Origin of the sequence: Geofilum sp. OHC36d9 (assembly GCF_052400685.1) — a bacterium.
GTDB lineage: Bacteria > Bacteroidota > Bacteroidia > Bacteroidales > Marinilabiliaceae > CAZHHH01.
The window spans coordinates 50,852-74,472 of sequence record NZ_JBQTGJ010000008.1; the positions used below are offsets into that span (position 1 = coordinate 50,852).

Sequence of the window (23,621 nt, forward strand, 5' to 3'; positions counted from 1 at the left end):
TTTTTAGGCGTTGATTATACCAATGCTGCTTATGATTTTTTTTTATTTGAAGATGTTTATAAGCGTCAGTTTCTGCGTAACACTGTGTCAAAAAGAAAGTTTTATTATTTATGTACTTTGGGTGCCTAAAGGTGGCACCCAAAGTTTTGGTTTTATTGTTTGGTTACGTTAACCCACATTCCTGGTTCTGATGCTCTGATGCTATAATCATACATTGCTTCGCAGCTAACGGCAGGCAGATAAAACCGGCCAATATATGCAGCATGTAATCCAATTACTAACCGTTTGGTTTCTCCGGGCATTAGGCTAAGATATGAGTATACCCGGTCGTCGCGAATGTCGCGATAGCCGGGTTGGTCAATCTCATATAATGAACCATTTCCTTCCATGCGTGAGTTTCTGATTTCCCAGCCTGATGGAAATATTTGTGTCAGAGCCAGGTTGTTTACCGCTTTGGCTCCTGTGTTTTTAAGACTGACGGTGACCTTAAAGTCGGTGCCTTGAGCCATGGTTGATGGATTTATGCTGTTGCCGTTTAAGGTGGCATACTCCACTTTTATGGATAGGTTTTCTTCTACTTTCTGTGTTAAGGTGTCGTGCAACGGTCGTCCGGACATAATCAGGTTGGCAAAAATTTCGCCGTCGGACTGATTGGTGATTGATAGATTTCCTTGCGCCGGGAGCTCTGCATTTGTTTTTTGTTGATTAATGGGTTTTGTAAAGCTTATGACGGTTCCGGGACCGTTGTTAAATGAGTATTTAACTTTTGCTTTAGATGTTTGCTTTTTATTGGTTGTTATATATTTGCTTAAAGCAAGTAACGAGTAGGCCGTTGTTTGAGTGCTCAACCAGTGGTCGCTATTGATGAGGTTGGTTAGTTCGCGGGCTAAACGTGCAGACTTCTCTTTCTCATTCATCAATAACATGGTTTCGAGTGTCATGGCCATGTCACGTTCTCTTGATCCGTAAGTGTTGGAGAATACGCTGGTTTGATCCGGGATTTCAGCAATTGTTTGTGTCAGTTCCCGGGCTACGTCATTTATTCCTGCAATGGCGTAGGTAGCTGCAAGGCGCCATTTGGCCTGCTGCGACAGATTGGGCTGCTGCCGCATCCTGTTCATCCCTGATAGATGAGTTTCGCCTGCCAATGCTAAAGTGTAAAGTCGGTAGGCCTGAATGAAGTCATGGCCATGGTAGCGACCTGATTTATCTGGCACCCATGCGTTGACCTGACTTTTTTGATATTTTAGCCACTGTTTTTTTATCGTCGCAGGAAGGGCATAGCCTTTTAGTTCTGCTTCGACCATAAAATGGCCGGCATACGAAGTGGCCCATTCGTCGGCTGTGGGGCCTCCTGGCCAGTAGGCAAATCCGCCATTGCCTGTCTGGTAGTTGCCCAGCTTTCCTAGTGTTTCCTGTACATTGGCCATTGCCCTTGACATTTGTTGAGGGCTTAGGTCTGAGAGGTCAGAGAGGTACAATTGGGGGAAAGCTTTGGACGTTATCTGTTCAATGCAGCCATGTGGATACGACAGTAAATATTCCAGACGTCTTCCAAAATTAATGGGTGTCAGGATGCTTAGTTCCAAAGTGGTTTTATTGGTGCCCTGAACGCCCGGCATGTTATAGTTTATGCGTGTTGTCTTACCGGCTGCGATCACTTCACTGTTAACTCTTGTGACGGATGGGTTGGGATTTCGAATGGGTAGGTGAACAATGTGTGTGGCTGTTTCCTTTCCCGCACTGGCACTTACTTCTATTGTTGAAGTGCCGGTGACTTCTCCTGCCTGCAATTCAAAAAAGAGGGTCTGTTCTCCCGCCTTGTCAAATTGAATAGCTTGTTTTGATAATCCTTTTATAATTATACTTTTGTCTGTTTTTATTTCAATGTTAACTTCATGGATTGATTTTTCTGAGACAAAGACGGTAACCGGTAAAGCAACGGTTTCGCCCGGGCCCAGCACACGGGGTAGGGCAGCCCATACCATAAGTGGTTGTCGTATGGCGATGGTGCTTTCTGTTGAGCCGGTTGCGTTACCGTTGGTGGCTACTACCATAGCGCGAACAGAGCCCGTGTAGTTGGGTATTTGAAGGGTGTGCTTATTGGTACGGCCTTTTTTCAGGTCAAAAGGACCGTAGAAGTGAACCATTGGGTCAAATCTTCTTGCATTGTTTTGACCCTCACTGTTTAGCATATCTGCATCACCACCAATGCTGAACAGACGTTCTATTTGTCCGCCGTATGCACCCAGCACGTAGTCGTACATATCCCAGGTCTTGACGCCCAAAGCCTCCCTCGCGTTGAAGTGATTCCAGGGATCAGGTGTTTGAAATCTGGTCAGATCCAATAAGCCTTCATCAACAATGGCAAGGGTGTAGCTCATGGCTTGATTCTCGGCTTCACTCACTTTGATGGTGACTTTTTGATTAGGGCGCCATTCTTTGTTACTTTTGATCTGTGGCTTCAGTTGACTGGCTGGCGAAAAGACCGTTATGGGCAGGATGCCGTACATTCGTACCGGTAGATCGTTTTTCTTTTTATCCTGAGGCTGTAACAAACTGATATGTATATATATATTCGGTGTCATATCGTCGGTTACTTCAAATGTAAAATGGGTGCTTTCCGGTTCGGGCTCAACCCACCATGACCGTAGTACTTTTGTGCCGTTCTCAAGACTAATTAATGCCCGGCCTTTTCCTGCTGAAGGGAAGGTGACTGTAGCTATATCACCTACATTGTATTTTTCTTTATCGGTATTAAAAATCAGCATAGAAGCGGCTTCTGCATCAACTCCGCTGGTTTTCTGTGCCCATCCGGGCCAGTCAACCAATACGGTGGTTGTGGCTGCATGGCCTCCAATGGGATCTTCCACCCGGATGAGGTACCGGCCCCATTCGGGTTGGTCGATGCGGAAGGGAATTGAGGCTTTGCCATTAGTGGTGGTCAGGTTGCCTTGTTTGATAATATTGGCCGACCGTGAGCTGACATAACGCCCCAGTTTTTCTTCGCTGCGATCCCACCACCAGCGCCAGTTGATTTTATAGATGGTGTATTTAAGTCCTTTGAGGTTGACAGATTTTCCTTTTTCATCAACGGTTACAACGTCTATCTGATGGTCGGTATCGGTCATTAAATAGCCTTTTTGATCGCCTTGTGGTGCACGGACGCCGATGTAACGGCTATAGGGCGAATATAAGTTGTGATCGGTGCCGATACTAAATGATCCGCCTTGCTCAAAGACGCGTGTGGTAAAGTTGACCCTGACAAAGCCGGGTGTTTTTTGATGAATATTAGGTTGAAAAAGAAATGATGCTTTTCCTTCACTATTTAATGGCGCTTCATAGACGACTTGTTTGGATGGTTCGAAATCCCGTGTCTGGTCGTCAAAACGATAGTTGGGATAGGCATCGAAAGTTGTGGTAGCAGGGTTTAATGTCATTTCTACTTGTGCTTTCAGACCGCTGGCTGAGGCACCGTGAAGCCATTCTGAGTACAACTTAATTGTTGCAGCATTACCTGAAGTCAGTAGTTTGTTCATTTCAAGATTTATCCGCAACCGGTTGGGTTTGATGGTTTCGATGCGCAGACTTTTTGTAAATACCAGATCGCCCATCAAGGCACGTATCTGCCAGAAGCCCGTTGGTGCTTCGGGGGCTGTGGCTGTTTTGAATGTATACAATTTGTTTTGGGGATGACGGCTTATAGTTCGTTGCACCAGTTGCCCCTGCGGGTTGAGTAGTTCGAAGGTCACAGGGTAATTAGCCGGTAACTTGTGCAGTTTGTCTTCGGGCATGAATGAGATATAGAGGCTATCGCCCGGTCGCCAAACACCCCGGTCGCCATAAATAAAACCTTTTATACCCTGTTTTATGGTTTGACCGGATACATCAAATTTACTGAGCGACAGAGACTGGCCATCATCTAATCGCAGGTAACCGCGCTGGTTGTCTTTTTTTACAATTAAAAGGAACGGCCGACCGTTGGTTGTGATCGCACATCTGCCTTCTTTATCGGTGGTGCCTGAACCAATTGGTTGCATCTGAAAGTTTAGGATAGTGACCGTTGCATCCATGACGGGCTGAGTGCTTTGCAGATTGGTGACGAATGTTTCTGTTTGGTTATTGCTCCCGGCCTTGGCTATGATGCCCAGATTGGAAGCCAGTAAATTGCGGCTGACATAACGTTCGCGTTGGTAATAAGCATTGGAACATGGATTATCACGTTCTTCCCAGTTCCAATAAGTATAATTGTATGGATAATCGCTATAGTAATTGTTGGGAGAGTCCCAAAATTCGCCATCGTTGGGCATTATGGGCATCTCGTCGTCTGCGCCATTTGTTTCATCGCATGGATATACTGAGGAGCCGCGTCCAAAGCCCAGTTCTACGCGATAAATGGCACCTGGGTCGGGTTGTATCATTGTGCTTAGATCTATGGCGAAGGTGTTCCATTGGTTTAGATTGAGGGTTGCATCTTCGTTTAGATGAATTAATTGCTGATGTATCAACCTTCCGGCACGCTTCAATTGCGAGCTTTCGTCCATGGTATTGATCTGCAGAAAATAAGGGACGTTGTTTTCGTATATCTTGATGATTCGAAGTACAACTGATTTTAACGATACCGCTTTGAAATGGATGATTGGATTTTCGGATGAGGGAAGGATGTTGCCTTTGCCCACAAAATCAACAGCCGGTTTTAAACTGGTAAATGATATTTGTGTTCGGAAGGCGCCTTCTTTTAGCGTGGCACCAACGATACTTCGAATGCCTGATAGCAGCACCAGCTCTGTGTCTCCGTATGTGGCAGCCGTAGGATAAATTTCAAGAATGTTTTGGTTGACACTGTAGTTTATTTGTTGTCTGTTGGATAAAGAGATCAGTCCATCCAGATTTTGGGTTGCATCAAGTGGTTCGCTAAAGGTTACACGGATAAGCTGCGACGGCTGTTGAATAACTGTTGTTGATTGAATGGTAAAGTCTCCCAACGCCGGAATTTGTATGTTTTCGGTGCCGCTTCCGCTGGCATTGATTGGCTCACCTGTGTGATTGACAGATAGTTGTTGGCTTTCAGTGGTGCGGTTGATGGGTTTTATTTCAAATAGATGCGTTTTGCCATCGGGGTTTTGCCATTCAATGGCGAGTGTTTTGTTCCCGATGGAGGCCGAAAGCATACTGCTGGCTTCTTCAGGGGTGATGTCGTCGGCGACCTGTAAGCGACCGGTGAGTTTGTAGGCTTTATAGTCGTTTTTTTCGGCTGGTTGTATGGGATTCAGTGTAACACGGTAATTTTGAGGTATGGTTGCTATCTCAAAAAAGAAGTCGTCTTCTTCTTTGAATAGTTTTTTGAGATGAAGGGTTATTTTCCATTTCCGGCCGGTTGAGAGTCGCGCCGATGGGGTGAATTTAATGGTTTTGTGATCGGTCCACAGCCAATCTCCTTTTAATGACGGTTCGATGCTTACCAACGATGAGGCGGCTGTTTGTCCTGGTACTGAACCCGGCACCGAGTCGGTAAATTCTACAAAGAACGAGCCTGTTGTGGGTATAAAACCCGAAGAGAAGGCGGCAATGCGTTCATTGAAAGGTGAATGGTCTGTTTCAATTGTTTGTTTGTTTTGCTTACAACTCCAAAGTGATAAGAATAATATCAGCACTATGGCGATTTTGGACGGAAGTGATTTCATCGATACAAGTAATTTGGTTTTCAATGATTAAAAGTACGTCCTTTGAACAGAACTGTCAAAAGTTAACAGATAAATAATTACGGCACCGGATCATGTCCGCTTCCGCCCCACGGATTGCAGGAAAGTATTCGTTTTATGGACAGCCATAATCCTTTTATGGGGCCATGCTTTTTTAAGGCTTCAATGGTGTAGGCTGAGCAGGTGGGCGTGTAACGGCATGACGGGCCAATCATTGGTGAAATGACGTACTGGTAAAATTTTACGGGCAAAATGAGGAGATAAACGACTCCTTTACCAAGGTATTTTATTATCTGTTGCATTTAAAAAGGTTGGTTTTAATGCAATAAGGTTTTAAAAGGAAAATTGTTTAGGGTTATGTATTTAGGCTTGTAAGAAAAGTTTAACTTCTGCGTTATGGTTGTTCTTAAAATGGTCATTTGTCATAGTAACTCACATTTTGCATGCTTCGTAAGACGCAAAAATGACGATTGTTTGTCTGTTACAGGCGTTTTCGGGCAAGTGCTATTTATTTGTGTTCAGAGTTTGGTTCTGATGTATGATTGTTGCCGATTTTGGTTAATTTTTTAATTGATTTTTCAACAGCTTTTTCAATCGTTTTGAAATCATGTATTTCGTTGTCGGCGTATATGTATGCGATGAGAAGTGTTTGATGATCGGGTACAGCCGCATAGAGCTGATGCTTATGAAGGCGATAGCTTTCGCGTATGCGTCGTTTTAAGAGGTTGCGTGTTACTGCTCGTTTAAAGCGTTTTTTCGGCACCGATATGAGGAGTTGGGCCGCTGTTTCATCTTGCCTGGGAACCATAAGGTATTGTGCCCGTAACGGGAATGACATGTATGATTTACCTTTAGGAAACAGCTCGGCAATGAGTTTTTTCCGGCAAAGTCGTTCGTTTTTACTTAAGGTAAATAGTGATGACATCTGGTTGTGTTTGTCAGGCTTCAAAAATAGAAATAAAAATGAAATTTGGTGTTAAGGTCGGGTTTTTGATGAAAAATTTGATGGGTAAGTGGAGATGAAAATTAAGCCCCCTCAATCAATGGTTGATAAAGGGGGCTTTTGGTATGAAGCAGTTTATATGCCGCCGTATTATTTTTTGCTGTTTTGCTGTTTTATGTATAGTTCCAAAGCAGCCGTCATGGATGGTGCCTGTGGCATTGGTGCCTGTATATCGAGGCGTAGACCGGCTTCGGTGACTGCTTTTGCTGTGGCCGGACCAAATGACGCGATGATAATATTTTTCTGTTGAAAGTCAGGGAAATTTTGAAACAGTGACGCAATTCCTGAAGGACTAAAAAATACCAGCATGTCGTAGTCTATTCCTTTGAGGTCACTCAGGTCACTACTCACCGTTTTGTATAAAATGGCCTTGGTGTATTTTACCTTTGATTTGTTGAGTAAGTCAGGAATTTCTTGTTTGTGAATGTCGGATAAAGGAACCAAAAATTTTTCATCCTTATGTTTTTTAATGACATCCATAAGGTCGGTAAAACGACCTGTGGAATGGAAAATTTTTCGTTTCCGGTAAACAATGTATTTCTGAAGATAAAAAGCCGTCGCTTCCGAAATACAGAAATACTTCATGTTATCATCGATGGTCAGTCTCATTTCTTCGCTGATTCGGAAGAAGTGATCAATGGCTGTTCGGCTGGTAAATATGACAGCTGTGTGGTCCAGGATTGACACTTTTTGTTTTCTGAAGTCTTTGACATCAACGCCTTCTACCTGAATAAATGGTCTAAAATCAATTTTTACATTGTTTTTTTCCGCCAATTCAAAATAGGGCGATTTTGGTGTTGTTGGTTCAGGTTGTGAAACCAGGATCTTTTTTATTTTCAACTTGCTACAATTTTGGTTCAACTTAGGCCGGAACAATACCGGTGTTTTACTTGAACAGTACTTTATAAAGCAGAGATAGCGGTACAATTTCCAGTGCACAAAGATACAAAATAATGTAATATCCTGATAAAAGAGATACTAAATTATTCCGTATGCCTCTGATTGTCTGTATTAAATATAGAAAAATAAAAAGTGTGAGGGCTGTTTTGATAAGAACATTAAGTGTTATTCCTTCTGTGAATGGGATAAGCAATATAAACGGGGTCAGAAAAATGGCGAAGGCTTTACTCATGGCCGACGATTGGGCCAGATAAGCATTGACCGCATCGGAGGTGTTGAATATCTTGCCTGACAATCTGTAAACCAATGCTTTCATGGTCATTATTGTGAATAGAAATACGAATGCAACCGGTAATATGAGTGCGCCTTGTAAGCCTAAAAAGGGTTGGTTGAGGCGTGTTGTTATTTCATATATTAATACAGAGCTGTTGAAGTAGAATAAGAGATATAATAAGAACGACGGCTGACTGTTGGAGATGTTGTTGCGCGAGAGTTTTCCGGTGAAATCAGGATATAGGATGGCATGCATCAAATCGGTGATATATCGTGAGGATCGTAATCTTATCCAACCTAATAACACGACTGATAATACAAGTAAACCAAAAAACCAGTCGTTGTGCAATGGTTCTTTAACAATGGTTTCAGTCTCTTTTATTTCTGTTCTGTATTTTTTTTGCTCTACGGTTGTTTTTGGGGGTACAACCGCTTTTTTGATATTTTGAGTTTTGTTCTCGTTGTTTTTATTGGAGATGAATATCGGGTGTATTTGCGTGTTTATGGTGTCGTTAAAGTTGTCGTACGATTCAAAAATCATGGACCAGTTGACTTTTTGCTGCGCGGCACCTTTTAGGTTAAACAGTATTGAGTCCTGATTTGAAATAGCAGGCTTTGTGATTTTTTTTACCGGTGAATGCTGAGTTGTAGCTGGTATATTTCGGCGGCTCATTCTGATTGAGTCGATTTGTATCAGATGAATGGGGGAGCGGGCGACAGAAATCTGATGCGTGGAGTCGCCTGGCGCAATGATGGCCTGTACCGGTTGGACGACTGGAAGTGTTTGTGCTTTTGACAACGAATCGGTTGATATGGTCTGATAGTTGACACCCATTTTTATTCTTTTTTATTTGGCTGAAACAGCGGCGAAATTGATGACTTCAGGACCCCAGGGTTTATGGTTGTTGATAGCTTCAATGACCGCAACAGGGGTGTTGACTATTTGCCATATTTCCAAGTGTTTTTGTTGCATAAAATTTTCAGTAACCATTTTTGAAGCCATTTGGGCAAGCGGGTCAAAATAGCCATCGGTATTTAGCAAGATGATAGGATGCGGGAAAAAACCCAGTTTTTTAAGTGATACAACCTCATAGAGTTCTTCCAGAGTGCCTGTTCCACCTGGTAGAGCCACTACGGCATCAGTGTCTTTAATAAGCAGTTCTTTGCGATGGCGCATGTCTTCCACATGTATCATCTCTTTTACGCCTTTGTGCTCCCACTCTACATCGATCATGAATTTGGGTATGATTCCTTTAATATGTCCACCCATTTTTAAGGTGGTGTCGGCTACGGCTCCCATCAGTCCGGTGGCTCCGCCACCATAAATGATATTGTATTCGCTGTTTACCAATAGTTCGGTGAGTTGTCGGGTTGCTTCAAAGTATTTTTCAGGGATGCCCGGACTGGATGCGCAAAAGATGGTTATTTGTTTATTCATAATTATTGTAAAGCACTTTCTTTTAATAGTTTAAAACATTCTTATAAAGAATCACTCCAACACCAGGTGGCGGCGCCCAGTAAAATGAAATCTTTAATCAGCGCGTGTCCGGTCCTTGACAGTTCCGGGAATCCATATCCCGTTTGCCATACAATGCCCGAAGTGATAAAAATAAGAATACCTGCCACAAAAATTAATACGGCGAGTGCGCCACCCCATGCGGCGCTTTTTCTTGATACCGGATTTAGCATGATGAGCAAACCTGCTAAGATTTGTATCCATGCAATGATTTGTGCAAAGGCATATATGGTAACATATTTCAGCAGCCACTTGAAGAGAAACGTTTGGGCCATGGCTTGTTCTATATGAAGTGCTTCTGCGTTTCTAAACTTCATCAATCCTAACCATATTAGCACGATACCTAATCCGTAACGAAGTAAAAATTGACTTATTGCCAGGAGTGTTTTCTTGAAGAGGTTTTTCATACGAGTCATTTTGTATTTTTGGTGATTTTGAACGTCATTGACTGTCGTCACCAGCTGGTCTTCATGTTATAATGTTAGTTTGTAATGGTATATCCAAAAGGCGTTAGTGCCAGCCCGGCCATCTTAAAATGCTGTCGTCCAAAAGGAATTCCGATGATTGTTATGGATAGAATAATGCCCCAAAAGAGGTGGTCTAGTGCAATCCAAAAACCAGCCAGAAATAGCCAGATGATGTTAAAAAGTGTGTTTAAACAACCACCTTGTCGGGAAGTGGGGGTCACTTTGCTGGAAAATGGCCACAGCGCCAAAATGCCCAGTTTAAAAGCCTGAAGGCCAAAGGGTATACCAACAATGGTTATCATCATTAGCAAGCCGCCTACAAAGTATTGTATGGCAATGATAAGTCCGCCAAAAATTAGCCATATGATATTTCCTAAAATATTCATAAATAATTATTTATGTGTTGTTATTAAAATAATCCATTTAATTTTGCGTCTATTTTGTCAAGAATATAACTTAATGACGATGGATCATTTACGAAATCAATCTCATCAACATTGATTGTCAGTAGGTTATTGCCTTCGTATTTCATGATCCATCCTTCGTAGCGTTCGTTAAGGCTTTTTAGATAATTGAGGCGAATGCCAGCTTCGTACGGACGTCCTCGTAGTTCAATTTGTCTTACCAGGGCAGGAACTGAAGCCCGAAGATAAATTAACAGGTCGGGGGGTTGAATCAGGCTGGTCATTAATTCAAATAGCGACAGGTAGTTATTGTAGTCGCGAGAACTCATGAGGCCCATTTCATATAGGTTGGCCGCAAAAATATAAGCATCTTCGTATATGGTACGATCCTGAACCACCGTTTTGTTGGAATGGCGTATTTTAACAATTTGCGAAAAGCGGCTGTTGAGAAAATAGACCTGAAGATTGAAAGACCATCTTTTCATATCTTCATAGAAATCGGCTAAGTAGGGGTTTTGGTCAACTTCTTCGTAGTGGGCATCCCAATTGTAGTGTTTGGCCAACAAGCCGGCCAGCGACGTCTTTCCCGATCCAATATTTCCGGCAATGGCGATATGCATAGTTTTATTGGTTTAATTTGATGAGGTCGTCTAAATATTCGCGGTTATTGGCCAGACGGGGAATTTTATTCTGGCCTCCCAGTTTGTTTTTTGCTTTTAGCCAGTCTATAAACAGTCCTTCACGGGCTATGGTGAGGGTTGGCTGCGCCAGAGTGATGTTTTTATATCGTTTGGCTTCGTAGTCGCTGTTGATGGACTGTAAGGTGGTATCCAGCTCTTCTATGAATTTTTGTGTGCTTTCCGGTTGTTTTTCAAATTCAATGAGCCATTGATGTGACCCTTTGGTCTCAGAATCCATAAAAATAGGTCCGGCCGTATATTCGTGTATCACAGCTCCTGTTGCCTGACAGGCTGCCTGAAGTGCTTTTTCAGCATTGTCAATAACAACTTCTTCACCAAAGGCATTGATGAAATGCTTGGTGCGCCCTGAAATGATTATTTTATAGGGGTTTTTTGAGGTAAACCGAATGGTGTCGCCTATGAGATAGCGCCACAAACCTCCGTTGGAGGATATGATGAGTGCATAGTCGGTGTTCGTTTGGGTTTCGTGCAAACTAAGAGTGCGCGGATGTGGATTGCCTAATTCCGATAGTGGCATAAATTCGTAGAAGATGCCGTAATCGAGCATCAACAAAAGGCTGGGAGAAGCTGGGTCGCTTTGAATGGCAAAGAAGCCCTCCGAGGCATTATAGGTTTCCAAATAATGCATTTCTGTTGAAGGAATCAAATCCTTATATTGTTGACGGTAAGGGGTAAAATTGATGCCGCCGTGAATAAAGAGCTCTAAATTGGGCCATATTTCCAACAGATTGTTTTTACCTGAAACTTTCAGAATATTTCTTAGCAACACCAAAAACCAGGAAGGAACGCCCGCCAGTGCGGTCACATTTTCGTTGATGGTGGTTTCGGTAATGAGTCTGAGTTTTTCTTCCCACTCATCTAAAAGAGCAATGTCGCGCTCGGGAGTGCGAAAAAAGTTGGTCCAAAATGGGAGGTTGTTGATCAGGATGGCTGATAAATCACCATATACTGAGCTGTTGCTGAAGTTGTTGATTTGCTGGCTTCCACCTAGCGTTAACGTCTTGCCTGAGAATATTTTCGTGTCGGGATACAGGTTTTGATAAATGACCAGAACATCGCGCCCACCCTGAAAATGACAGTCATTAAGGGCTTCTTTGGAAATGGGGATGAATTTGCTTTTGGTTGATGTGGTTCCCGAACTTTTGGCGAACCAGTTGATTTCACCGGGCCATAACAGGTTTTTTTCACCCTGCCGAAGTCGGATCACTAATGGCATCAGGGCTTCGTAATCGTATACGGGCACGCGTTCTTTGAATGTCTCTACTGATTTTATGGAAGCAAAGTCATATGTTTTTCCAAATTCGGTATTTTGGGCCTTTTTTATGAGCATTTTAAACTGCTCCAACTGGACGTCTTCTCCATTTTGGCTGAAATGTTTTATTTCGTTGACACGTCCGGTGTTGATAAACGACATTATTTCATTAATAACGGGCATATAGAGCTCTTTATGATATGATTTTCAAAGATAGGAAAAATGAGCGATGTATGTATTCGGGTTTTGAAGCCTTTTATCAATCCGTTTCATTTCCTTTCGGCGAATCTTCTTAAAACGTTATCTTTGATTAATTGTTTTAACCATTATATGAAGCGATCGGATTTGTTTGAGACAGAACTGGAAGGTATTGGGGTGGTTACATTTCGTAGCGATAAGAGGTGTCGTCGATTGTCGTTGCGTGTAAAGCCCATAAAGGGTGTTGAGGTTTTATTTCCGCCCGGTTATCCGATAAAAACGGCGATGGCTTTTGTGGTGCAACAAAAAACCTGGATTTTGCAATCGCTTCAAAAAATGAAGTCATATGAAGAGAAACTGACTGTATTTGATGAGTCTACGGCTTTCAGATCACGTTCGTTTGTGTTAAGGATTTCAAAAGCACAACGCAGCGATGTGCGTTTATTTTTAAACAATGGATATCTGGATGTTTTCTATCCGATGCATCGAAAGGTTACAGAAGACTCTATTCAGGAGGTTATTCGTTATGGCATTGAAGAAGCGATGCGTCGTGAGGCAAAGCGTTTTTTAGTGCCACGTTTGGCCGAGTTGGCCAGGCAATTTGGCTTTAGTTATAACCGTGTTTTTATAAAAAATCTGAAAAGTCGCTGGGGTAGCTGTTCTTCGGTTAATAATATTAATCTGAATTTGCATTTAATGCGTTTACCTGAGTCGCTGTCTGATTATGTGTTGTTGCACGAGTTGTGCCACACTGTAGAGAAAAATCATGGACCGGATTTTTGGCGGCTTCTTGACCGTTGTACAAATGGTTGTGCCCGGCAAAAGGCCCGTGAAATGAAATCATATCGTACCACCATTTATTAGTAGTGAAGTCCGGATAGCTAAGGTTTATCTTAACCTTAACCGGAATAATGTGTTGTTTGTTAAGTTGTAGTTATTATTAGTCTTTTAGTGATCGCATCCAGTTCCTGGGTGGTAATCGCAAGTTCTCCTTCCACTTTATGCTTTTTTACGTTGAGTCCCTGCAGTAAGGCTTCAACCATATTAATGGTTTTGCGTATGTGAAATAGCGATAACTTAAACCGTTTGCTTTCGGTCCAATCCAGTATGAGTTGATTGATGAGTGTACTCATAAATTTGGGTACAGCCTCCAGATGTAACTGTAAATCGCGGGTCTCAACGTATTGTGACAGTTCATTCCGGAAAGCACATAGGTTCATGTAAGCCTCAACACAATTAATGAATGCGACGTACGACCATTCGCCGCGTTGTGGCACGGTTGCAAAATCGTTGCTGTTTGACTCGGAGAGGGGTTTCATTATTTTAATGGCTTCAGTGAGTTTTTTTAACGCCATTTCACCCAACAAGAGAGTGTCTTTAATTTCTTCCAGGTCAATGGATAAATTTTCAGTATTTAGTATAAAAGGCATGAAGCTGGCGCCTTTAGGGTCTTTTGCTTCTTGTATTTCTTTTTCGAGTTTGGCAATGACTTTAGCTTCCTGGCTTTCCAGTCCTTTTAGCAATCTTTTTTCTTTGGATAAATCATCAATGCGTTGTTTTAAATAATCGGCGACTTTTAATGAAGCGATTTGCGACAATCTGGCGGTCAGTATTTCCTGACGTCGATGTTTGGTTCTGATCTTGTCGGTTTCCAACCATCTGTTAAATATGTAATGTAGATCTTGTTTGGGTGTGTCATTCCTTCCCGAACCTACCTTTTTAAGTTTGGTTTCGGTTTTTTTTATGATGGAAAGATGCTCCCTGTAAGAAGCGCTACATTTATCATAAAGTATTTTTTGATATTGTACTTTACGAATTGCATATCTTAATTCTTTTAATTCCGATAGGTAAACCTGAAACATCGTAGCTATTGTTTTGGTTGTTTATTTGCGCTTGTATGTATAGAAGTTATTGATTGTATGACTTCTATGTTTCGTTAGCCCCCCTGATAGTGTAATTCTAATTCCGGTATTGTTTTGGTATAGATGAAAATCTATTATAAATAATTTTTTAACATGTAAAAAAAGCCAGTGTGCTTAATTGTTTTGTTATCAACTATTTGTTGTTCTACTGGCGTAAAGAAAGGGTTGTTTAAAAGCAATTCAAATATAGTTAAAAACCTAAAGGTTTGTCAATCTTACAGTTTAATTTTTCTGATCGTTTAATATCTTTTGTATTTAACAATAAAATTAATAAACTTGAAAGCGATTGGAAAGTGGTGTATAGTAGTATTTAATAAACCAAAGTATTGAGTCATAATATTAAATCTTTCTTTCAGACCGGGTAAAATATTTTTTTTAGTTAACCCCCCGTCTAAAAATCTGGAGAGCACCAAATGGGTATTAATAATGGTTGCAGATTGTTTAAGGGCGTATAATACCCATTCGTAATCAGCCGAATATTTGTATTTTAAAAGATATGGGTGGCAAACATCTACACTGACAATTACAGATTGATGGCTTACCACCATGCCATGTCTGAAATCTCTCCAGCTTAATTGCTCGGGCGGGGAGAGCCGCCTTAATCCAATTTCACGCCCCTGGATGTCGGTAATTATGGTGTCACCATAGTATAGGTCGGCTTTGGGAAATCGACTAAAGATAGTTGTAAGTATATTACTATCAGCAATTTCATCCCCCGAATTAATAAACCATAGATATTGACCTGTTGCTATTTGCATGCCTTTATTCATGGCATCATACAGGCCATTGTCGGGTTCGCTGATAAATTTTTGAATGTTTTTTTTGTATTTGTTTATGATGTTATGTGTTCCGTCGTTGCTGCCACCATCAATCACAATGTATTCAATGGCTTCATAGGTCTGCTGTACAATGCTTTCAATGGTTCTCTCCAGCGTATCGACGCCGTTGTATACAACTGTAATGATAGAGACAACCGGAATGCTGGAACTATGGGAGTAGTGACTCATATAATTCGAGATATTGTCCGGCAACAAGGTCGGGTGAGAAGTTTTCAAGAACCCGTTGGCGGGCTTCCTGACGAAAATAATCCTGATTACTGCCCGACAACAGGAAGTCAATGCCTTCTGCCAAACCTTTGGCATCACCGGCAGGGGCCAGGTAACCACAGGTGCCATGTGCAACCATTTCGGGTACGCCTCCGATGCGGAAGGCAGCTACGGGCGTTCCACACGACAGCGATTCCATAACGGTATTTGGTAAGTTGTCTTCTAATGAAGGGAGAACAAATAAATCGGCCGCATTATATAGATTTGCCAATAATTCGGGTTTGTTTATATAATGCATCAGCGTGGTGCGGAAGGGTAGTTTTTCTTCGATACCGGGAGTTGTTTTGCCAAAAATGACTAATTCAATGTGTTGATTGTAAGGTTTATCCTTTAGTTCGTTAAGAGCGTGTAACAAAAGCGGCATTCCTTTACGGGGATCGGATGTGTTGGCTGCCCCAAAAAGAATAATTTTTTTGTCGAGGGGAAGTCCCAACTCCCTGCGCGCCTCGATTCGGGGCTTGGGTTTGAACTGGTCGGTATCAATGGGATTATGGATGCAATGAATGGGGAATTGTTTTATCAGCGTAGCTTTTTGTGCCATCTGTTTAAGCCAGTTACTGCACGTGGCAAATGAAATTGATGCATCGCTATAAATATTCTGTTTTTTGGCGTATTGAACAAATGAGAGATCCTTTGCTGACGATTCAAGCAACATAGGACAGTTGCCACAGCTGTTTGTGTAATGGTCACATTGTGCTGTATAATGGCAGCCTCCCGTAAAACTCCACATGTCGTGAAGCGTCCATACAATCGGTTTTCCGGTATTTATAAGCGTTTGTAGTCCTTTTAAAGAAAGAAATCCCTGGTTGAACCAATGCAGATGAATAATATCGGCATCCCGGACCAGAGGATGGTTGCTTAGGTCAAATCCTTTGCGTGACAATGAAAAGGCAAACCGGCCTCTTTTGTTTTTTTCGTATGGAAGAAAGGCTACGATGTCCTGTAAAAAGTAAAACATTAATCTGGCATTGTCTTTTCGCGAGCGGATAATTGAAGTGACCCAGGTGTGTTTGCTTTTTTTTTCGGCCACCAACATGGAGGCGTCCACATTGCGTTGGCGAAGGGCAGCGACAATTCGAGATGCGGCCACAGCTGCTCCGCCTGTTAAATCACTTTTATTAATGTGTACAACCTTCATATACCTGGTTTTTATTCGTAACGATACATCTTGCCGGATGTCTGTTCGTTAATCATTCAAATGTTTTTGCAACAGTCGTGCGAAGGTGGGTTTAGAACAGGTTAATTGACATCTTTCATTGGACTTTGCACTGTAACAAAGGTAGCAAAAAATGCAATTGGTTTTATGACCCGTATGGGATAGCCTGTTTATTGATTGTGATTGAGGTATTTTGTGCGACTATTTAGTGTTTGTCTATAAAGTCAACTACTTCGTTATGCTTGCCATAAAAACAGTCATTTACGAAAAGTAAACTTCTTGATTTTTATGATTTCGCAAGCCTTGTATTTGAACTTTATATTTCAAACACTTAGTTTATGGACAGACTCTATTTAGTGTTTGTCTATAAAGCCGGGCAATTTTAATTCAAGGTTTTTGTTATTCCTAAAAATGAGAGTGTATTGTTGTAAATGATCATTTAGAAAGAAGCGTAACGGTAAGCTTCAAGAGTCGGGAAAGGAGTGTTTAATTCAAGTCCTGCGAAGTCTGAAAATGTATGTTTAATATCGTAAATGCCTTTTTGAGAATATGCATAGCACAGAAGTTGAACTTAATTAACTGATTCTGCTTAACTGCTATATTGTTTTTGATTGTTGGCAGATATAATGTGCTATTTTAATGCGGTTAATACATCGGCGGTAAAGCGACGGCCGGTAAAAGCGTTTAAAGGCCTGGTCTATGCAACTGTTTTTTATGGCCGGCGTTGGGTTTAAGGGTTGGTGCGTTAATGAAACGGCATATTTGCCGGAGCTTTTCATGTGGGTTCCGCTGCCGTCGGCACCTACATTGCGCACCATTGACCTAATCGGATATACATTGGTACCACCAAGATTAAAACATGCCTGATTAAACCGTACTGCCCAGGATGTAATTTTTTTTTGTTGTTGCTTAAGTAGCATGACCGGTAAATCAGTCCCTTGTTGTGCCAATTGAGCTCGTTGCTTTTTATTAGAGATAAATTGGTTAAAGTCTTGTACCTCCCAATCAACTTTTTGCCAACGGTTGCGCCAGGTCGCCCAACCCCACGAATTGATTCGTGGAAAAAGAAATGCTTCATGGGGATAATTATGCGGTATTTTGATGGGTGGACAGTAGCCTGACACCGAGAATATATTGTCGTTTTTTTCGTGTATGGATAGTGCCTGATTCATGAAGTTAAGAAAGAAGGGTGATGTTTCCAGATCATCTTCTAGGATGATGCACGCAGTATGGTGCTGCAGCACTTCCGAAACGCCTGAAATAACAGATGCCGCCAAACCCATATTCGATGTCCGTTCTACTACGGTTATATGCTTAAATCCCTGAATATGAGCCAGCAAAGTTCTCACTAGTTTAACTTTATCCACATCTTTTGCAGTTTTGGGTGCATCTGAGTAAATGTACAATTCAGACAGACGTGATAAGTTGTTAGCTTTAAGCGCATCTATAGTTTTTTCCAGATGGATTGGACGATTATAACAAAAGAGAACAATGGGATAAATAGCTTGCATTATAAAATAATATTTGAGAACATTCAGCCGAATTTTAATAATCAGTCAATTGTGTGAATGACGAACAAAGTTCAATAAAAAGAATGTGTAACTGGTTTTCAGATTCATATTCTAAGGTTTTATCATACCTCTTTATTTGGCAAAACACTGAAAGTACTTATTTAGAATTTTCATTTAGTAATGTCATCTCAATGCTTTTTAGTGTTTGATATATTGATAAGTTGCTGTTAAATGTATTTTTTAACCCAAAAATTTTAACAATCTCCTTTATCCCTCTTTGTGTTGTTAAAAAGTGTTTAACGTTTTCAATGGGTGAAGAATAGCTCCTTAAAAATTGGTTTACTTGATTAATTTGTGTCGTTTGAATTGGCGTATTTTGCCATAATCTGGGGTTCAGGTCGACATAATTTGAAGCACTAAACAGCTGTCTGTTTAGAGTATTACGGGTGTCACCAAAGACTGAACGACTTCGGTAGTGAAGGCCTGTTTTTTTAAAATAATCTTTAACCCACAACCTATTATGCAATCTTTCAGGTGGCAAAGACAACATCTTGCAGACGATGTCAAAATTATTATAAGGTGAAGTGGATGACATTCCCAGATGGTCAGGTAGTTTATATAAATAATGTAGAAGATTCATTTTTAAACGCATGCTGACTACAGAGTACCATCGCAGATCAGATAATAGCGCTTTATTCTGTTCAAAAAATTTGGTTTCTGCATAAGTTTCCCGATAGGGTAGTAAGGAGTTGCAATTTAAATCATGAGTTAAAGCCAATTGGTATATCTGGCTGGTATTTTCAACCTTAATGCCCGATAAATATCCGCCTGAAAAAGCGCCGCCACTTAAACCGCTTAAAAGAATAGGATTTTTGACATCAGGATTGTCGCTGATAATTTTCTTTAAAAACTCGATATGATTCATCCCATGTAAATGGGTGCCAAATCCGAATAAATCATGCCATTCATTAATGTCTTGATAAGCATTTCCTAATGGGATTTGTTTCCACTGAAGATTTAATTTTTGAGAGACAGATTTTGCGATTTGTGATTCAAAACTTTTTTCTTGTTTGGGAGATATCCCAAATGTATACGTTTTAACTCTATATTTTTGTTTTTCAGGTATTAATGAACATAGAACTCTGGAATCAAGACCGCCAGAAAGGGGGCAAATGACAGTTCCCGTGGTTTGATCGAGAAGATGACTTATATCCTCTCTAATCATTTCTCTAATGTCGGCTTCATTGGCTGGCTTTGAAAGGTCAACTGACAAAGCAGGGTCTTCCTTTTCAACAACATCTATCGTCTTTTTTGAAAAATGTATTGAAGAATAATAACGTAAGGATTTAACTTTTTTAAATGGCGTTACTCCCATTACCGAAAACCCATATTTTAGAAACAGGTATAAACCCTCGTCATCGAATGATTTGTCGTCCTGAAGACAAACATTGGAATACGTTGATATAATTTTATCATCTACATTGTAGTATACAGGGATTCCTCCAATCCAATCATTTTCTACGACGACACCCTCGTCGCTCACAGAAATCAGCAAATTGTGTTTTAACAAATCGGAATGGGGCGGAAATCCAAGCGACCAAACACCTGGTGAAATTGGTTTAATATCTTCACTGATACTATATAAAGCTAAAACGCCCCAATCGCCTTTAATCACTTTCGTTTTAAGACGAGGATTTATTTTGGGTACATAATTTATTTTTTCCTTCGATAGGATGAAGCCTGAAATTTTATTTGTCATTCAAAATTTGTGTTAACTACAATGTCATAAACAAAGTTAATAAAAGAATCTCAACCAAAGTAGATGAGATTCATGAATTCCAGTGATAGGTTATGCTCAGATATAATTTTAATTAGCTGTTGTTTAATTTTGGAATTAGTGGTTCTACATGGTTGGAATGCTCTAAAAACGTTTTATTTAAAGTCGTATGACCTACTGATTCACCATTTTTCAATTTTTAGCTTTGTAATAATAGTTGCTGGGTGTTATTCAATAATTTGTTTTGTTGGCAAATATTAATCTATTATCAATTAAGGAACAATGTACTATTTTTGTCAGCCACGTTTTATTTCGGACTTCTCTTGTGTTAAAAAAGAAAAGGTTTTTTGTTAAAATTATGGTTGCAACGACCTACGAATGCCGAGCCAAGATTAGGACGCTTGCCTCCATTTTGAAATCATGTTTGGATGTCCTTCAAATCGTATGAAGTAATTTCCCAATAATTTACTTTTTGGGTGTAAAGCCAAAGCTATTTGGGGAATGTTTTGTTTTTATGTCTGTTGGTCTTATAGTTGTCGTTTTTAATTTACTGCTTTCTCAATGGTGGAGTGTATGATGCCTCTGGTCATACTATCAAAAGTTTTTAACAAAATCCTTTAAATTTGGAATCACCCGGAATAGTTTTAAAAGCATAAGATATGCAACAGTGATAAAAAGGCTTCTGACAATAAGTAAATATATCCAATGCCACTCTGGATTGAAGAGAGAAATGAGGTAATAACTGACAACACCGGCTAAAGGGATTGTAAAATGTTCAATACGAATAGAGCGAATTTCTAATTTATGTTGAATCACAAACATATTAATGCCCACATAAATAAATTTCGAAAAAGCAGAGGCAAATGCGGCACCTGTAATTCCCCAAATTGGAATAAAAATTAAATTGGTACCTATTGCAAGTATTCCTAAAATAAAAGTAAGATAAGTATTTAGTTTATAGTATTCTGAAGTCACAACAATAACGCCCCCTAAACCCATTGCACTATGCAAAAGATTAGCCAATCCTATAAAGAATATTACCCATTTCCCGGCCTGGTAGCTTACCGGCAATATTTCGAAAACGGCATCTATATTAATCCATATACCAATAAATATCAATACGCCCACTCCCAGCTGGGATACAACACTCTTATAGTACAAGTCTTGTAACTGACCAATATCGTGTTTAGACCATAATCCGGCTAAAGAAGTCGCAGCAATTTTTCCCATCGCTCTTCTGGGAATCTGAACTAAGGTGCCAACATAATTACTTATTGAATAAATACCCGTAGACCCCAATCCGAGAAAGATATTGATCATATAGCGATCAATATAAGTAATGAGCATGCCCCCAAAACCCGATAAAATATAAAATGCCCCAACACTAATCATTTTTAAACCATGCACACTCAATAGCGATTTGTCGGGACGCCGCAAAGAAATATTCCCGGTGCGATACAATTCAAAAACGATGACAGTTGGTGGAAGTCCCAGGGCTAAGACATACAAAAACAGGAATAAAGAAAAGTCGATAATATTAAACAGGAAGAGTAAGGACAATACGAGGTTGATGCAACGAAATATGAATTCTTGCATAAAAACACCGATAACCGATTTAGAAAGTACAGCTGCATAGATGTCGGTTACCAGAAACGACAAGGTGAAAAAAGTAATAGGAATAATATACGCGCCATATTGTCCAAGTAGAACAGACTCCTCTGCCTTAGAGGATAGAATTTGGTCTTTAAACAAGCCAAAAATAATTAGGAATAACACATAGCCAACAATAATAACCGAAGCTATTATACTAAAATAGCCCTTATGTCGGGATACTTTATCTCTGAAATGGTGGAAAAAATAATTCGTTACACCGTTTACCCCCAACGAAGAAAATTGTGCAAACATAGCTGAAACAGCGATAAGAACATTAATCAGTCCTACCTGCTCCTCCGAAAAAATGCGTGGATATAAAATCGCAATATTAACGCCTCCAAGTATTACACCCAGATACGAAAAAAATGAATTTTGTATGGTTTGTTTGGCTATCGTTCCCAAGTTCCGAGTTTTTAAGAATGATGCAAAGATACTATTCCTATGTACTAAATGATTTAATTATCTGAGGATAAGTTTTAGAACATCTTAATCAAAAGTAATATCTTTATTGGTTGGACAATTGTTTAATTAAACTTATACCGGTGAGCGTCTTCGGCGATTGCTTAATTATATACTTTAATAGATTTACATAAAATGCTGATATACCACCATATTCAATATTATTAAGCCGACAATTGTGCCATAAAAGGCTAAATATTCCGCCAAATTTTTGCGCTTCTTTAATATAGTGCTCCACAGCATTGTTCATTTCTGCATAACCTGCTTTTCTATATTGTAAAATGGAGGCTTCCATAATCACCAGTGGAATTTCCCAGATGTCCATCGTATTATCATTCTCAAAATCGTAGGGATGAAAGGGGTAACAGTAGCTGTTGCGATAGCCGTCGTGTTCGGCAAAGGCCAGTGTTGTATCGTAAATAAAATGTGCTGCCTGCTGTATCTTAAAAGTCTGGGGATGGTAGAACATGAGATAATGTTGCCGGATGCCCTGAGGGTGAATGCCTGTGACAGTTTCCATTTCTTTTTTTTGTGAAATCAGGTTTTCCAGTTGGTTTGCACTGGCTATGGTACCATGAAGTGATACTTCAAAATTATCTTTTAATAGTCTGTTTATTAAAGTTTTAATTTTTTTATTTTTCAAAGTGTATTGGGCGTTTTTGGCGCCATCTTCGCGTTTCAGAAAATAGAATGTGGATCTTATTTCCAGCTGTTTTTCCAGATTTATCAGCCAGTCAAAATTCCACCAGGGATCGTTGGTTGCAAAGGGATTCAGGTTGAACAGAATGCCTGAAACAAGTAGCTTTATAGTTTTAGTAAAGGAGTATGTAAGTGGTGATAAACCGATGATTTGTTTTATTTTATAGGCAATATTTCTTGGATGATGAAAAGCGATTCGGTCCACATCATGGCTCAGTAAAAAACCGAAGTTTTGGAAGAGTCGTTTGCGACGAATTGTGAAGTTATGGTTTAAGGCATAATCTTCGAAGCCTTGCAGAATGATTTCAAAATAGTAATTAACCAGCGGTAGGGTGGTGAATCCCAATTTATGCTGAATGCTGGCAGCGTGTGGAAAGCGACCGAATTTATCCCGTTCTGTGATTTCCGTTTCTTGCTTACCCGATAATAGGTAGAAGGCCGAAGACAAGTAGTCATGACAGAAAATCAGGTTGTTGTTTTCATCTCTCCGAAACAGATTGTTGGTTGTTTCGAGTGGAAAGAGGATGGGTAACTGTTGTTTATCGAATTTAATGAAAGCTGACTGTGGTTTTGGCAAAGGCGAGGTTAAAAAAATAATCTGATCGGTGTCGTGCTTGTAACTGTCATCGTTTGCCTCCATAACCCTGATACGACCTGTGAGCTCTGGTTTGGCATACCAATGTTGCCTAAGGTGAAAAAAGAGATATTCAATTTGATTTTTTGACAGTTGCATATTATCTTTTTTTCTGATAGCGTTGTTCGACGCTCTAAAATTAGCGATTTTTTTATTGGCGGGATAAAATAGTGCCTGTCCATAAAGTCGGGAGTTTGAGTTATAAAGTTCAAATTCAAGGCTTGCGCAGCTCGAAAAATGTGAGTTTACTCCCGTAAATGACCATTTTGAGGGCAAGCGAAACGCAGA

18 protein-coding genes are annotated in these 23,621 nt (G+C 40.4%); 1 reads left to right on the forward strand and 17 read right to left on the reverse strand.

Annotated features, from left to right (window positions below):
- Window positions 1-152: 152 nt before the first annotated feature.
- The 10 genes from ACT3CD_RS09890 to ACT3CD_RS09935 form a co-directional block, all read right to left on the reverse strand.
- Window positions 153-5,684, reverse strand: a complete 5,532-nt coding sequence (locus tag ACT3CD_RS09890; protein WP_444645291.1) for an alpha-2-macroglobulin family protein — start codon at window positions 5,682-5,684, stop codon at window positions 153-155.
- 77 nt (window positions 5,685-5,761) lie between these two features.
- Window positions 5,762-6,004 carry a membrane protein insertion efficiency factor YidD gene (yidD, locus tag ACT3CD_RS09895; protein ID WP_444645293.1) on the reverse strand — a complete coding sequence of 81 codons (243 nt, stop codon included), beginning with the start codon at window positions 6,002-6,004 and terminating at the stop codon, window positions 5,762-5,764.
- A gap of 206 nt (window positions 6,005-6,210) precedes the next feature.
- Entirely contained in the window at window positions 6,211-6,627 is a 417-nt protein-coding gene (gene rnpA, locus ACT3CD_RS09900) for a ribonuclease P protein component (protein ID WP_444645295.1), read from the reverse strand.
- Between the two features lie 168 nt (window positions 6,628-6,795).
- Window positions 6,796-7,545 carry a uroporphyrinogen-III synthase gene (locus tag ACT3CD_RS09905; RefSeq protein ID WP_444645297.1) on the reverse strand — a complete coding sequence of 250 codons (750 nt, stop codon included), beginning with the start codon at window positions 7,543-7,545 and terminating at the stop codon, window positions 6,796-6,798.
- A gap of 46 nt (window positions 7,546-7,591) precedes the next feature.
- The gene (locus ACT3CD_RS09910; protein WP_444645299.1) at window positions 7,592-8,713 is read right to left on the reverse strand and encodes a DUF4271 domain-containing protein; all 1,122 of its coding nucleotides are present in this window, start codon (window positions 8,711-8,713) and stop codon (window positions 7,592-7,594) included.
- A gap of 12 nt (window positions 8,714-8,725) precedes the next feature.
- Window positions 8,726-9,316, reverse strand: a complete 591-nt coding sequence (locus tag ACT3CD_RS09915) for an LOG family protein (RefSeq protein ID WP_444645300.1) — start codon at window positions 9,314-9,316, stop codon at window positions 8,726-8,728.
- A 41-nt stretch (window positions 9,317-9,357) separates the two neighbouring features.
- Window positions 9,358-9,801, reverse strand: coding sequence for a DUF417 family protein (locus tag ACT3CD_RS09920; protein ID WP_444645302.1), 444 nt, complete (start codon window positions 9,799-9,801; stop codon window positions 9,358-9,360).
- A gap of 74 nt (window positions 9,802-9,875) precedes the next feature.
- Complete coding sequence (locus tag ACT3CD_RS09925) at window positions 9,876-10,247, reverse strand: YccF domain-containing protein (RefSeq protein WP_444645304.1); 372 nt, start codon at window positions 10,245-10,247, stop codon at window positions 9,876-9,878.
- A gap of 23 nt (window positions 10,248-10,270) precedes the next feature.
- A complete protein-coding gene (locus ACT3CD_RS09930) occupies window positions 10,271-10,885 on the reverse strand; it encodes a deoxynucleoside kinase (protein ID WP_444645306.1) in 615 nt (204 codons plus the stop codon).
- A 4-nt stretch (window positions 10,886-10,889) separates the two neighbouring features.
- The gene (locus ACT3CD_RS09935) at window positions 10,890-12,401 is read right to left on the reverse strand and encodes a GH3 auxin-responsive promoter family protein (RefSeq protein WP_444645307.1); all 1,512 of its coding nucleotides are present in this window, start codon (window positions 12,399-12,401) and stop codon (window positions 10,890-10,892) included.
- Between the two features lie 39 nt (window positions 12,402-12,440).
- Here ACT3CD_RS09935 and ACT3CD_RS09940 point away from each other — a divergent pair, with 39 nt between their 5' ends.
- A complete protein-coding gene (locus ACT3CD_RS09940; protein ID WP_444645309.1) occupies window positions 12,441-13,280 on the forward strand; it encodes a M48 family metallopeptidase in 840 nt (279 codons plus the stop codon).
- Between the two features lie 59 nt (window positions 13,281-13,339).
- Here ACT3CD_RS09940 and ACT3CD_RS09945 read toward each other — a convergent pair whose 3' ends face one another.
- From ACT3CD_RS09945 to ACT3CD_RS09975, 7 genes are all read right to left on the reverse strand, one after another.
- Complete coding sequence (locus tag ACT3CD_RS09945) at window positions 13,340-14,278, reverse strand: hypothetical protein (protein ID WP_444645311.1); 939 nt, start codon at window positions 14,276-14,278, stop codon at window positions 13,340-13,342.
- 299 nt (window positions 14,279-14,577) lie between these two features.
- Complete coding sequence (locus tag ACT3CD_RS09950) at window positions 14,578-15,345, reverse strand: glycosyltransferase family 2 protein (RefSeq protein ID WP_444645313.1); 768 nt, start codon at window positions 15,343-15,345, stop codon at window positions 14,578-14,580.
- Window positions 15,326-16,582: a glycosyltransferase family 4 protein gene (locus ACT3CD_RS09955; RefSeq protein WP_444645314.1), complete on the reverse strand. Its 1,257-nt coding sequence runs from the start codon at window positions 16,580-16,582 to the stop codon at window positions 15,326-15,328. Before ACT3CD_RS09955 ends, ACT3CD_RS09950 begins: the two co-directional genes overlap by 20 nt.
- Before the next feature lie 614 nt (window positions 16,583-17,196).
- Window positions 17,197-18,111, reverse strand: a complete 915-nt coding sequence (locus ACT3CD_RS09960; protein WP_444645316.1) for a sugar transferase — start codon at window positions 18,109-18,111, stop codon at window positions 17,197-17,199.
- Between the two features lie 157 nt (window positions 18,112-18,268).
- Entirely contained in the window at window positions 18,269-19,870 is a 1,602-nt protein-coding gene (locus ACT3CD_RS09965) for an asparagine synthase-related protein (protein WP_444645317.1), read from the reverse strand.
- Window positions 19,871-20,482: 612 nt separating this feature from the next.
- The gene (locus ACT3CD_RS09970; RefSeq protein WP_444645319.1) at window positions 20,483-21,943 is read right to left on the reverse strand and encodes a lipopolysaccharide biosynthesis protein; all 1,461 of its coding nucleotides are present in this window, start codon (window positions 21,941-21,943) and stop codon (window positions 20,483-20,485) included.
- A 103-nt stretch (window positions 21,944-22,046) separates the two neighbouring features.
- Window positions 22,047-23,432: a polysaccharide deacetylase family protein gene (locus ACT3CD_RS09975; protein WP_444645321.1), complete on the reverse strand. Its 1,386-nt coding sequence runs from the start codon at window positions 23,430-23,432 to the stop codon at window positions 22,047-22,049.
- Window positions 23,433-23,621: the final 189 nt, after the last annotated feature.

Bases quoted from the DNA above. Each gene is read 5' to 3' on its own strand.
- ACT3CD_RS09960 (WP_444645316.1), bottom strand. From the start codon at position 18,111: ATGCAAGCTATTTATCCCATTGTTCTCTTTTGTTATAATCGTCCAATC.
- ACT3CD_RS09950 (WP_444645313.1), bottom strand. From the start codon at position 15,345: ATGAGTCACTACTCCCATAGTTCCAGCATTCCGGTTGTCTCTATCATT.
- ACT3CD_RS09955 (WP_444645314.1), bottom strand. From the start codon at position 16,582: ATGAAGGTTGTACACATTAATAAAAGTGATTTAACAGGCGGAGCAGCT.
- ACT3CD_RS09965 (WP_444645317.1), bottom strand. From the start codon at position 19,870: ATGACAAATAAAATTTCAGGCTTCATCCTATCGAAGGAAAAAATAAAT.
- ACT3CD_RS09920 (WP_444645302.1), bottom strand. From the start codon at position 9,801: ATGAAAAACCTCTTCAAGAAAACACTCCTGGCAATAAGTCAATTTTTA.
- ACT3CD_RS09930 (WP_444645306.1), bottom strand. From the start codon at position 10,885: ATGCATATCGCCATTGCCGGAAATATTGGATCGGGAAAGACGTCGCTG.
- ACT3CD_RS09945 (WP_444645311.1), bottom strand. From the start codon at position 14,278: ATGTTTCAGGTTTACCTATCGGAATTAAAAGAATTAAGATATGCAATT.
- rnpA (WP_444645295.1), bottom strand. From the start codon at position 6,627: ATGTCATCACTATTTACCTTAAGTAAAAACGAACGACTTTGCCGGAAA.
- ACT3CD_RS09925 (WP_444645304.1), bottom strand. From the start codon at position 10,247: ATGAATATTTTAGGAAATATCATATGGCTAATTTTTGGCGGACTTATC.
- ACT3CD_RS09935 (WP_444645307.1), bottom strand. From the start codon at position 12,401: ATGCCCGTTATTAATGAAATAATGTCGTTTATCAACACCGGACGTGTC.
- ACT3CD_RS09910 (WP_444645299.1), bottom strand. From the start codon at position 8,713: ATGGGTGTCAACTATCAGACCATATCAACCGATTCGTTGTCAAAAGCA.
- yidD (WP_444645293.1), bottom strand. From the start codon at position 6,004: ATGCAACAGATAATAAAATACCTTGGTAAAGGAGTCGTTTATCTCCTC.
- ACT3CD_RS09940 (WP_444645309.1), top strand. From the start codon at position 12,441: ATGAGCGATGTATGTATTCGGGTTTTGAAGCCTTTTATCAATCCGTTT.
- ACT3CD_RS09915 (WP_444645300.1), bottom strand. From the start codon at position 9,316: ATGAATAAACAAATAACCATCTTTTGCGCATCCAGTCCGGGCATCCCT.
- ACT3CD_RS09890 (WP_444645291.1), bottom strand. From the start codon at position 5,684: ATGAAATCACTTCCGTCCAAAATCGCCATAGTGCTGATATTATTCTTA.
- ACT3CD_RS09975 (WP_444645321.1), bottom strand. From the start codon at position 23,432: ATGCAACTGTCAAAAAATCAAATTGAATATCTCTTTTTTCACCTTAGG.